Here is an 11,518-nt window from a genome sequence, read left to right on the forward strand (position 1 = left end):
AGCAAATATCTTAAGAAAGGTAGCGGCGACACTGGGATTTAATCTTAGTGGAGTCAGTAGGGGTGCTTTGACTACGCCCTTAAGGTTCAGATTCTGGACTCTTAAAGAATCCCACGCTCTTTAGAGCGTGGGAGTGTCAACCATTCCAATATCTAATGCGTCTCAGTAATGATGTCCGGATCCGACACAAATCCGATCGCCCCTTCCATTTTACTGCTTTCGAGATTAGCACCCTCAAAATTAGCCCCACTTAATTGGGCATTAAAGAAATTGGCATTCGACACATCGGCATTTTCTAAGCTGGCCCCCCGAAGGTCGGCATAGCTGAAATCAGCACTGCTCAAATCCGCACTACTCAAATCGGCATTCCTGAGATTTGCACCCTTTAAGTTCGCTGTAGATAGCACGGCACTATGGATGCGGGCTCCTTGTAGTGAGGCATTTTCCAGATCAGCAAAAAACAGATTAGAACTGCTGAGATCGACGAGATCGAGATTCGACCCTCTGAGGTTAGCCCCACCCAACACCCGATCCTTGAGATTTGCACCGACTAGATTGCACCCCTGACATTGGTTGTTTTCCTGCAAGTGTTTCAGATCTGCGCGATCGCCCATACAGCTAGAGCATAAGGTTAGCACCACTACCGCAATTGTCAGGTTTATTGCTTTCACGTTCTTTAGTTCCTTATTAGTGCAACCAATCATCACGGTTCCCCGCTGGAAACCTACACACATAAATATTAGTATTTGTCAAAGGGGGTAACACCCATCAGGTAAAAAGTCATAAAACTTAATAAAAAACCGGGAAAGCTCAACGGCCCTAGGGTAGCGATCGCTCAGTTAGCAGACCCTCTCACCGGATCTGTTCAATGCAGTTACAGTAAAATCAGCGATCGCCCGGTTGGTTCAAGGATCTGACTGTGGAAAACAGGCGATCGTCCCATCACAAGAATGGAGAGAATATGAACCCAAAGAGCACCTTACCCATTCCCCCTCACTTCAATCGCGCAAAAGTGGGCCAAGTTTGGCGAGTCCCTTATCAGCAGCTTGCTCAGGACGCCCAAACTTGGGCCAAAACGCACCAAATTCAACCCGCCATCGCCGAAGGTCCTAAAATTTGCCTATTAGCAATCGACATTCAAAATACATTCTGCATTCCCGACTTTGAACTGTTTGTGGGGGGACGCAGCGGCAATGGTGCAGTTGAAGATAACCAGCGCTTATGTGAATTTATCTATCAGAATTTGCATCGGATTACCTCCATCATCCCCACGATGGATACCCATACCACGCAGCAAATTTTTCATCCTATATTCTGGGTGGATAGGAATGGGGACAATCCACCGCCTTTAACCCAAATTTCCCTCAGTGATGTAGAAAATGGGGTTTGGAAGGTAAATCCGACGGTTGCTCAGAGTCTAGGCGATCGCAACTCGGAACCCATTCAAGAGTATGCTCTCCATTACGTGAAACAACTGGAAATTGAGGGGAAATATCCCCTAATTATTTGGCCCTATCACAGTCTGCTGGGTGGAATTGGTCACGCATTAGTTTCTGCCGTAGAAGAGGCCATATTTTTTCATAATTTAGCCCGCCATGCCGCCACGGGATTTGAACTGAAAGGAAACCATCCCCTCACGGAGAATTATTCGGCATTGTGTCCGGAAGTATTATTAGACCAAGCAGGAAAGGCGATCGCCCAACCGAACAGATCTTTAATTCAAAAACTACTAGAATTTGATGTTTTGATGATCGCCGGACAAGCCAAAAGTCACTGTGTCGCTTGGACTATTGATGACCTACTCCGAGATATCCAACAACGAGACCCCAAATTAGCCCAAAAGGTTTATTTGTTGGAGGATTGTACTTCCCCAGTCGTGGTTCCAAATGTGGTAGACTTCACCGAGGCTGCTGATGCTGCATTTGCCCGATTTTCGGAAGCCGGAATGCATTTAGTCCAATCCACCGAGGCGATCGACAATTGGCCTGGACTGGAGGGTTCTGATTCACTGTTTTCCAATCAATAGAGGTGGAAACCATTTTAGCCGAGAAACCTCTGATTATTTTGAGCTGGGGAAAAACGGATCCAAACCCAGGGTTAAGGGGGAACTCGATAAATCTCTGCAAGTCTTCCAGATCAGTGAGCTAGATGAGGAACAGATCGAGTATAGTGCGATCGCCTTCATCAACACCCTTGTCAAACGCCCTCCATTGAGCAGGCCAAACAAAATAGGGTCTGTACGTTATAAAAGTTTACAAAGCAGCTAAAATACTGTGGTGAGTGACGGATTTAAGCTTATGTTGTCTCCTAATTCTGCTATGCGACGAGTCTTTTTGGGAATAGCTGTTACCGGATTGTTGATTACTGCGATGCCTACACCTCCGAGTTGGGCGTTCCGATGTTCGGGTTTAACGGTTTTTGGTGGAGTTAGGCGCGATCGCGAACTCAAATATTGCGTGCAAAGTGGCCGGGAAAATAGCTGGGACCGCTATTGGCTAAAAATTCCCAAAGAAAAAGTGAACTTGGCTATTTCTGAGTTGCGGATTAACTATCCTGAAAGCTACCAAGGCGAATTCAATGAAGACCGGATCGAAGTGACAGTAAATGGGAACAAAATTGAGTTAGACGATGCCTTCTGGGATCGTGATAATCGCTTCATTCAAATTTATCCAACGGAAGCGATTCCAGCGAATACAGATATTGAAGTGGTATTGTCCAATGTCCGCAACCCCAACTTTGGGGGAATGTTCAATTTTAATGCTCTTGTCGTGACTCGCGGAGGTCCTCCGATTCCCGAATATATTGGGACTTGGGTTTTAGCCATTAACTAAGGCCCCCTCCACCCACATTGAGGGGACTCATAGGAATACAAGGGAACGTCAAAGGTTTTGGCGTTCCTTTTAATTTTTGCTCCAACTCCAGGGCCCCTTTGCTTCCACAGACTCGGTTGGGGGGTGAGGTCCGATTCGCCTAACGGCTCAAAAAAATTAGGGGTTCATTGGTTTTAAGTCCAAAGTCATGATACTATAAAAATTTGTGATTTTTTTTGAAAGTTTAGAGTCGCAACCTAGGAGTTAATCGTTATGACACAGCGCACCCTACATGGCACGAGCCGCAAAAGAAAGAGAGTTTCAGGGTTTAGAGTTCGGATGAGAACGGCCAATGGTCGCCGAGTGATTAAATCCCGCCGGAACAAGGGACGTTATCGGTTAGCGGTGTAGCCGGGGCCTCCAGCACAATGGAGTCAAACCCTCAGCAGGACGAAACCCTTCCCGGTGCGATCGGTGGCAGAGTAAACCCAATTGCCACCGTTAGACCTCTGGGTTCCAAATAGAACGAACTTGAGGTAGAACCGGACTCTGGGGCGATCGCCTCCTTATGGGAATCAGAGTCAGCCCAATCCTTCTGTATCCGGAAAAAAAACACCGTGTTACCTGCATCGAATCGGCTAAAGCGCCCGAAAGAGTTTAGTGCTGTCTATCGCACAGGAATCAGTCGAAAAACCACTCATCTAACCTTGAGAGCCAAACGGCGCAAAGGATTTCTGCCTGTGACTAAACAGCCCGAGCTCAAGTCGCAGAATCCACCTGAGACGCTAACGGCAAATCAGCCGACCCGAGTGGGAATTTCGATTAGCCTGAAAGTCAGCAAAAAAGCCGTGATTCGGAATCGAATTAAGCGGCAAATCCGAGCCGGATTGCGGGAATTTCTGCCCCGAATTTCCCTGGGATGGGACCTGGTTTTGATCGTGCGTCCCTCAGCAGTAGAGTGCAATTATCGCCAACTTCTGCAAGAATTAGAGCAGTTGTTGGCACAAGCGGAGGTACTGAATGGCGATTCGCGAGGAAGTTTACTATGAAGGGGGTCCTCATATTGGGGAACTAATTGTGAACATCCTGTTAGGATTTACAGTGATTGCTTTACCGTTAACCGTTGGGGCAATCGTCCGGGCATTGTGGCTGCGCTACCGCATCACCAACCGCCGAATTTCTATCAACAGCGGCTGGATGGGACGAGAGCGCAGTGATATCATCTACTCGGAAATTGTCCAGGTGAAGACCGTGGCTCGGGGTTTCGGACTCTGGGGCGATATGGTATTTACCCTTAAAGACGGTTCTCGCTTAGAAATGCGCGGCGTTCCTAACTTTCGGGCAGTTTATGACTACATCTCGGAAAAATTGTCCGCCAAAGCAAAACAGGCCAGTGGAGCCATTGGCAGTCGTTAACAGCAGCGACCCTAGGCAGTAGCAAAGAGCGAACCCTCAAACCATCAAAATTGGCGGCGATCGCCCCTACTGCCCCAGTGTTCCATCACGCCCTAAGCCAAAGGGCCAGCCATCAAACCTCTTAAACATGGTTAATATTTAAGCAAGGTTATAGACAAAAAATCTCTCCACCGCATAGGTTGACATAAAAGAATGGACTTTGGAGTCGGATTTCTTTCCAATAACGTAATGCTGCCGATCCTGGACTTCTTCTACGGGATCGTACCCAGCTATGGTCTAGCAATTGTAGCCCTGACCCTCGTGATCCGCTTTGCCCTCTATCCGTTGAGTGCTGGCTCAATTCGCAGTATGCGGAGAATGAGAGTCGCCCAACCCGTCATGCAAAAGCGGGTCAAAGAAATTCAAGAACGCTACAAAGAAGAACCTGCAAAACAGCAGGAAGAAATGAGCAAGGTTTACAAAGAATTTGGCAATCCCTTGTCTGGCTGCTTGCCAGTCGTCCTACAGATGCCAGTTCTGTTTGCCTTGTTCGCCACCTTACGGGGTTCACCGTTCTCGGATATCAATTACAACGTCAACGTTGAAATTTTTCCCAGTGAACAGGTGGAACGGATCATTCCCCAGGCGTTCGCCACCCCCCAGCAGAATATTTATTTCTCCGATGGACAACACGCCCCGATCGTGGCGTTACTTCCGGCGGGCAATAAATTAACCGTGGGGGAAAAAACCCAACTGGAATTTCAGTCCGTTGAGGGCAAACCCTTAAAGGAATTACTCGACCAGAATCCTGATACGCAATTGACTCCTCTGTGGCAAGTCACCAAAGGAGAAGACCGGCTGCGGATTAATGAAGATGGCACCATAGAGGCCCTGCAAGCTGGAGAAGCGACCATTCAGGCCACCTTACCTGGACTAGCTGCTCAGAAAGGATTTCTGTTCATCGAAGCCCTAGGTCGCGTCGGTGCGATGGATCCCGAGGGTAATATCCACTGGGATATTGTCGGCATGGTCCTGTTCTTTGGGATTAGTTTGTACGTGAACCAATTGCTTTCGGGACAAAGTGGCCCAGGTGCCACCGATAATCCGCAGCAGTCCACGGTGAACAAGCTGACCCCAGTAATTTTCTCGGGAATGTTTTTGTTCTTCCCTCTGCCTGCTGGGGTGTTGATGTACATGGTGATTGCTAACGTCTTTCAGACGGCGCAAACCTTTATTCTCTCCCGCGAACCCCTTCCCGAAAATCTCCAGAAACTGGTAGAAGCCCAGGAAAAAACGACAAGTGGCAAGGGCCGCGAAACACTTCCCTTTGAACCCGGACGTCCCAAGAAAAAAGCCTAATGGTATCCCCAACCCAAAGTCCAATGCAACGAGGTCAGCAGTGGATTGAACAACTGCTGAAATTATTGCGAATTGAGAGTTCAGTGACAACGCAGGAGCAAGAAGATAGCTTTTGGTTGACCATCGATGAGAAAAATCTGACCCCAGAACAAATTGAAATTCTGACGGGTCCCGATGGAGAGGTTCTGGATGCTATCCAGTATCTGGCGAACACGACTCTCAATATCGCCCAACCTACCGAGGTGCAAGCCTCCTATACGATTGAGCTAAATCAGTACCGGGTACGCCGAGAGGAGGTACTCCGGGAGATGGTAGCCAAAGCGGTCCAAAGCGTTCAGGAGAGTGGGGAAGCCTATGAAATGAAGGGGCTTTCTTCTGCGGAACGACGGCAGGTTCATAACTTACTCAAGGACTATGAGGACCTGGAATCCTTTAGTCGGGGACAAGAACCGGACCGACGACTGGTGGTGCATCGGCGCGAAACGGTGTAAAGAACTTAATGGCGATCGCCCAGCGCACGCTCATTAAAACCCCGATGATTGGGGTTGACGAGTGAGGGAAATGCCCCTGGTGAAGGGGGGTTTCCCAACCCACGGGTTAAACCCATAACTCACATCGGATGAAATTACTTTCCCTTGCTAGGGTTACCAGAATGCTGGAAGCAATTTATATTCCTCGGTTAGCAAAAGCCCACGAACAGACGGAAACCGTCGAGTTTCAGCAGTTCATTCAGGATTTAGAAACATTAACCCCGGTTCGGGGACGACTTCAGGTCAAACATGGGGGCAACTATTTAGAGGTGACGGCCCAAGCGGAAACCATTGTTACCCTCACTTGTTATCGATGCTTGCAACAGTACAATCATCGCCTGAAAATGCATCTGACGGAAATTATCTGTCTGGATGAAACGGGAAATGGCCCGGATGATGGACCCCTTGAACGAGAAATCGCCCTAGAAGAGTTGGTGGAAACCCTCTCCTCTCAAGGCACGTTTGACCCAGAAGCCTGGTTGTATGAACAGATTTGTTTGGAAATTCCCTCCCGCCAACTCTGCGATACCGATTGTCCCGGAATTGAGTTTTCCCCGGGCCAGGGTAGTCCTCTGTCTGTGGGCGATCGCCGCTGGGCTGCTGCCTTAGAACAGCTCAAAAAACAACTGCCAAGCTAGTTAACCGTTTTTGGATGGCAGGATGTCAAGCGGTCCAAAATCATGAAAACATCCTACTCCAAAATTTAACCGGCTATGTCATTCAATGAAGAGTTTAAACTATTCCTCCGAGCCAGATATCCGTTAATTTACATTCCCACCCGAGAAGAAGAACGAGTTGAAGCGGCGATCGCCCATTGTGCCAAAGAACTTGGCAATCGTGCTGTCTATATCTGGGATTTTGTCGATGGCTACCAGGGCAATCCCAACGATAGCGGGTTCGGTCGCCGCAATCCTCTCCAAGCCTTAGAATTTGTGGAAAAATTGCCTGCCTCTGCACCGGCAATTTTTATTTTGCGCGATTTTCACCGGTTTTTAGACGATATTTCCGTTTCCCGAAAGCTCAGAAATCTCTCCCGAACCCTCAAATCTCAACCCAAAAATATTGCCATTATTTCCCCGACTATTACCATTCCCGAAGACCTCAGCGAAGCCCTCACGGTCCTAGAATTTCCCCTCCCCAATGCCCCAGAAATTAAAGGGGAAGTCGAACGGTTACTTTCGGCAATGGGACATCCTTTAGAGGGAAAATTTTTAGATGAAATCGTGCGATCGTGCCAGGGTCTTTCCATCGATCGCATTCGTCGCGTCTTAGCCAAGGCGATCGCCACCCACGGACAACTCGAACCCGATGATGTCGAACTGATTCTCGAAGAAAAACGCACCATCATCCGCCAAACCCAAATCCTAGAATTCTACCCCGCCACCGAACAAATCTCCGATATCGGCGGCCTAGATAACCTCAAAGACTGGCTAATCCGTCGTGGCGGTGCCTTCTCCGAACAGGCGCGACAATATGGCTTACCCCATCCCCGAGGATTGCTCCTCGTCGGCATTCAAGGCACAGGCAAATCCCTCACCGCCAAAGCCATTTCCCATCATTGGCACCTCCCCCTCCTCCGTCTCGATGTCGGACGACTGTTTGGCGGATTAGTCGGGGAATCCGAATCTCGCACCCGCCAAATGATTCAACTCGCTGAAGCCCTCGCCCCCTGCGTCCTTTGGATTGATGAAATTGACAAAGCATTTGGAGGATTAGACAGTAAAGGAGATGCCGGAACCACCAGTCGCGTCTTTGGCACCTTTATCACCTGGTTAGCGGAAAAATCATCTCCAGTCTTTGTGGTGGCCACCGCCAATAATATCCTGTCCCTGCCTCCAGAGATGCTTCGCAAAGGTCGATTTGATGAAATTTTCTTTGTGGGATTGCCCGCCCAAGAAGAACGGAACGCCATTTTTACGGTACACTTATCCCGATTGCGACCTCATAACTTGAAAAGCTATGATGTTGAAAGGCTGGCTTACGAAACTCCTGATTTTTCCGGGGCAGAAATCGAACAAGCGTTGATCGAAGCGATGCATATTGGATTTAGTCAAAACCGCGACTTTACCACGGATGATATTGTGGAAGCGGCCAGTCAAATCGTTCCCCTAGCCCGTACCGCCTCAGAGCAAATCCAGTTTTTAAAAGATTGGGCGGCGGCAGGAAAAGCTCGTCTTGCCTCCAGATACAGTACATTGAATAGTCGGATGCAACGTCAACTGCAACAGCCTGAATCTTAAGAATTTATGCGGAGTCTTGCCAGTTTAGTTCAGTTTATTCTCGGTTTTACTTTGGCGCTGATCATCCTCGCGGGTGGGAGTGTCGCTGCAGCGCTGTATTTCGTCACGAAATTAACGGCACTGCCTGCCAGACCGAGTTTTACTAATGATCAGCCGGCGGTTACAGCAACCCCGGCAGGAAGTTCCCCAGGGGGAGCCAGCAGTGAGGGTTCGGGGAATGCTCCTGCCGCCCTTCCTGCGAATGCCTACCGTGCCAAGGTGATTTGGCCCGATGGCTTAATTTTGCGCGATCGCCCCGGTTATGAAGCCAACTCCATTGGCGGACTCGATTTTAACGCCCAGGTGGTGGTTCTCGAAACAAGCTCTGATAAGGAATGGGAAAAGGTTCGCATCGAAGGTAGTGGTCAAGATGGGTGGATTAAAGGCGGCAATACGGAACGCCTGAACTAACCGCCCCTAACCCAAATTGACTCATCAGGACCTAAATATTAAATTCGGCCCCCAAAAGCAAGGGCTAAATTTTGGCTGTTTTCAGGACTGGCAAGGATATCTATAGCGTTAGCAGTAATAGCTTGAGAAACCGGGTTTTTTCAGAAAATCTCTGCAATTGAACCCAATTGAGGCAAAAACCCGGTTTCTGGTCCTTGGTACTGGATCTCCTCTCCAATCCCTGTCACCCCTGCCCCTGATCCTCACCGTTCCAGATAACCCTCTACAGCTTGGGCAATTATGCCAACGGCACTGACGCAGTGGGGAAAAAATGGAGTAAAACAAAAGAATCAATCCACCACAATACATAGTAATAAATTAAATTATCCCGATCCTGGGTTCACCCTTTCTTCAACTGCATAAATCCTATAACTATGGCCGCAATTACTGTCAACTTCAATCCCATCATTAAACTAACCCACGACCAATTCTATCAACTGTGTCAGGCGAATCCCGATGTCAAATTTGAGCGCAACGTCCTAGGAGAAATCATTATCATGCCACCCACCGGGGGAACAACGGGCAACCGAAATTTTAAGCTGGCTCAACAACTCGCCAACTGGACTGATACGGATGGGACCGGCATCGGCTTTGATTCTTCCACTTGCTTTCAACTTCCAGATGGAAGCAACCGCTCTCCCGATGCCGCTTGGATTCCCTTAGAAAAATGGAATGCCCTTACCCCTGAACAGCAAGAAAAATTTCCACCCTTATGCCCTGATTTTGTTGTCGAGTTACGTTCCGCCAGCGATGCCTTAAAACCCCTGCAAGAAAAAATGCAGGAATACATGGAAAATGGAACGCGCCTCGGTTGGCTGATTAACAGCCAAAATCGACAGGTGGAAATTTATCGCCAAGGCAGGGAAAAAGAAGTTTTAGATAATCCTGCTACCCTATCCGGTGAAGATATACTGCCCGGTTTCCGCCTCAACTTGCCGATTGTCTGGGGATAATTTTAGGGGTTATTTTCAAACATTGACCCGTGCGAATATTCCAAATTTGTAGGGGCGCAAGCATTGCGCCCTTACAATTCGTTTTTATCGACCTTTAAATACCGTATGGAGTATAAAAACCCGGTTTCTGGTCCTTGGTAATAGCTTGAGAAACCGGGTTTTTTCAAAAAATCTCTGCAATGAAACCCAATTGAGGCAAAAACCCGGTTTCTGGTCCCTGCAATTGAACCAAATTGAGGTAAAAACCCGGTTTCGGGTCCCTAGGGTCCCACAGCGCTCTAGTGAAAGTATTAAGAAATTTTGCAAACTAAGAAGAATAATTGCAATCTGTAGGGATTTGGTTTACCTGAAAAAATAAAGATGCTAGGGTTCCTAACAACTGAAAAATATTACCCTAGATAGCCAAGATGGACAACAAAAATTCCAATCAAGACCTCAATACTGCTGCGGTTACGGCAGCCTTGGGAGCTGGTGTCGTCACTTCATTTGCGGTGAGCCAAGGTCAAAATCCATTGGTGGCGTTAGGAATTACGGGGTTTGCTGTCGTTGCTGCATTATTGATTGATCGCTTGGGCTTGATTTGACCCATTTGAACCGCCAAATCCAGAAGTTTGGGACGGGGGCGCTGACGTTAGATGTAGCGTTAGGGGGCGGATTACCGAAGGGACGGGCGATCGAGATTTTTGGACCCGAGAGTGTAGGGAAAACTACAGTTGCCCTTCATGCGATCGCCCAAATCCAAAAAACAGGTGGAATTGCCGCCTTTATCGATGCAGAACACGCTCTGGATCCAGCTTATGCGGTGAAAATCGGGGTTGATATTAACCGATTGCTGGTGTCACAACCGGACACGGGAGAGATGGCCCTAGAGATTAGCGATTGCTTGGTGAGGTCAGCTGTAGTGGATTTAGTGGCGATCGACTCTGTAGCTGCCTTGGTCCCAAAAGCGGAAATTGCTGGGGCAATGGGAGAGACAGCCTCCAGTTTACAGGCGCAATTGATGAGTTACTGGTTGCGAAAAATTAGCCACAATATGCGGCGATCGGACTGTGCCGTAATCTTCCTCAACCAACTGCGCCACAGTTTCTATTCCATTGCCGGACCCGAAACCACTGCTGGGGGAGATTCTCTGAAATTTTATGCCTCAGTTCGCATTGATCTGCGCCCGATGCAAGTCCTCAGCAATGGGTTAGAAGATTATGGAATGCGAGTGCAAGCTAAGGTGGTCAAAAATAAAGTCGCCCCACCGTTTGAAGTGGGGGAATTTGATATTATTTTTGGGCAAGGGATTTCTAATTTAGGCTGTGTATTTGATTTGGGGGAGAAACTTAGATTAATTACCCGCTTCAAGTCAGGATATCGCTATCAAGGCAAGGCGATCGGGCAAAGTCGAGAAGAGTGCCTGAGTTATCTGGAACGGGATTTAAAACTTTATGAACACTTGGAAAAAACTGTTCTTAAAGTGTTAAAACTTCGGGCCGATTCATGAGAGAAGCGCTATAAAGAGGAGTTTTGAAGGGTTTTCGAGGTCAAGGTCAAGGTTAGGAGGCAGAGCCTCCTATATGGCATTCCCAGGCAGAGCCTGGGAACGAGGAGAAGTTTCCCTTATAGAGCGGGAGAGTTCGAGAGGGGAGCAAAACCCACGTCTTTTAAGCGTGGGATGTAGCGAACCCTTTCGCGCCCATGTTAATGGGCAGAGTCTTGTTCTGTGGGGTTAGGCAGTTGGTCTATCCAATCTTCGA

15 protein-coding genes are annotated in these 11,518 nt (G+C 48.3%); 13 read left to right on the forward strand and 2 right to left on the reverse strand.

The window, feature by feature from the left end; translation table 11 throughout:
* Positions 1-152: 152 nt before the first annotated feature.
* Positions 153-671, reverse strand: a complete 519-nt coding sequence (locus J0895_RS24470; RefSeq protein WP_340643581.1) for a pentapeptide repeat-containing protein — start codon at positions 669-671, stop codon at positions 153-155.
* A gap of 290 nt (positions 672-961) precedes the next feature.
* Here J0895_RS24470 and J0895_RS24475 point away from each other — a divergent pair, with 290 nt between their 5' ends.
* From J0895_RS24475 to rpmH, 3 genes are all read left to right on the forward strand, one after another.
* Positions 962-2,026 carry a cysteine hydrolase family protein gene (locus J0895_RS24475; RefSeq protein ID WP_207090593.1) on the forward strand — a complete coding sequence of 355 codons (1,065 nt, stop codon included), beginning with the start codon at positions 962-964 and terminating at the stop codon, positions 2,024-2,026.
* A gap of 271 nt (positions 2,027-2,297) precedes the next feature.
* The gene (locus tag J0895_RS24480; RefSeq protein ID WP_207090594.1) at positions 2,298-2,831 is read left to right on the forward strand and encodes a DUF2808 domain-containing protein; all 534 of its coding nucleotides are present in this window, start codon (positions 2,298-2,300) and stop codon (positions 2,829-2,831) included.
* 252 nt (positions 2,832-3,083) lie between these two features.
* The gene (rpmH, locus tag J0895_RS24485; RefSeq protein ID WP_015148244.1) at positions 3,084-3,221 is read left to right on the forward strand and encodes a 50S ribosomal protein L34; all 138 of its coding nucleotides are present in this window, start codon (positions 3,084-3,086) and stop codon (positions 3,219-3,221) included.
* A gap of 31 nt (positions 3,222-3,252) precedes the next feature.
* Here the strand turns inward: rpmH and J0895_RS24490 are convergent, their stop codons facing one another.
* A complete protein-coding gene (locus J0895_RS24490) occupies positions 3,253-3,426 on the reverse strand; it encodes a hypothetical protein (protein ID WP_207090595.1) in 174 nt (57 codons plus the stop codon).
* 1 nt (position 3,427) lies between these two features.
* Between J0895_RS24490 and rnpA the strand changes: the two genes are divergently transcribed.
* From rnpA to recA, 10 genes are all read left to right on the forward strand, one after another.
* The gene (gene rnpA / locus J0895_RS24495; protein ID WP_207090596.1) at positions 3,428-3,859 is read left to right on the forward strand and encodes a ribonuclease P protein component; all 432 of its coding nucleotides are present in this window, start codon (positions 3,428-3,430) and stop codon (positions 3,857-3,859) included.
* Positions 3,831-4,226, forward strand: coding sequence for a PH domain-containing protein (locus J0895_RS24500; RefSeq protein WP_207090597.1), 396 nt, complete (start codon positions 3,831-3,833; stop codon positions 4,224-4,226). The genes rnpA and J0895_RS24500 overlap by 29 nt, the downstream gene beginning before the upstream one ends.
* Positions 4,227-4,418: 192 nt before the next feature.
* Positions 4,419-5,564: a membrane protein insertase YidC gene (gene yidC, locus J0895_RS24505; protein WP_207090598.1), complete on the forward strand. Its 1,146-nt coding sequence runs from the start codon at positions 4,419-4,421 to the stop codon at positions 5,562-5,564.
* On the forward strand, positions 5,564-6,055 hold the full coding sequence (locus tag J0895_RS24510) for a Jag family protein (protein ID WP_207090599.1): 492 nt from the start codon (positions 5,564-5,566) through the stop codon (positions 6,053-6,055). Before yidC ends, J0895_RS24510 begins: the two co-directional genes overlap by 1 nt.
* A gap of 164 nt (positions 6,056-6,219) precedes the next feature.
* Entirely contained in the window at positions 6,220-6,732 is a 513-nt protein-coding gene (locus tag J0895_RS24515) for a YceD family protein (protein ID WP_207090605.1), read from the forward strand.
* Positions 6,733-6,807: 75 nt separating this feature from the next.
* Positions 6,808-8,334 (forward strand): AAA family ATPase, encoded by a 1,527-nt coding sequence (locus J0895_RS24520; RefSeq protein ID WP_207090600.1) that lies wholly within the window; start codon positions 6,808-6,810, stop codon positions 8,332-8,334.
* 6 nt (positions 8,335-8,340) lie between these two features.
* Complete coding sequence (locus J0895_RS24525) at positions 8,341-8,784, forward strand: SH3 domain-containing protein (RefSeq protein WP_207090601.1); 444 nt, start codon at positions 8,341-8,343, stop codon at positions 8,782-8,784.
* Positions 8,785-9,197: 413 nt separating this feature from the next.
* The gene (locus J0895_RS24530) at positions 9,198-9,776 is read left to right on the forward strand and encodes a Uma2 family endonuclease (protein ID WP_207090602.1); all 579 of its coding nucleotides are present in this window, start codon (positions 9,198-9,200) and stop codon (positions 9,774-9,776) included.
* A 407-nt stretch (positions 9,777-10,183) separates the two neighbouring features.
* The gene (locus tag J0895_RS24535) at positions 10,184-10,360 is read left to right on the forward strand and encodes a hypothetical protein (protein ID WP_207090603.1); all 177 of its coding nucleotides are present in this window, start codon (positions 10,184-10,186) and stop codon (positions 10,358-10,360) included.
* Positions 10,357-11,265 carry a recombinase RecA gene (gene recA, locus J0895_RS24540; RefSeq protein WP_207090604.1) on the forward strand — a complete coding sequence of 303 codons (909 nt, stop codon included), beginning with the start codon at positions 10,357-10,359 and terminating at the stop codon, positions 11,263-11,265. The genes J0895_RS24535 and recA overlap by 4 nt, the downstream gene beginning before the upstream one ends.
* Positions 11,266-11,518: the final 253 nt, after the last annotated feature.

The organism is Phormidium pseudopriestleyi FRX01 (assembly GCF_017313335.1).
Lineage (GTDB): Bacteria > Cyanobacteriota > Cyanobacteriia > Cyanobacteriales > Laspinemataceae > Laspinema > Laspinema pseudopriestleyi.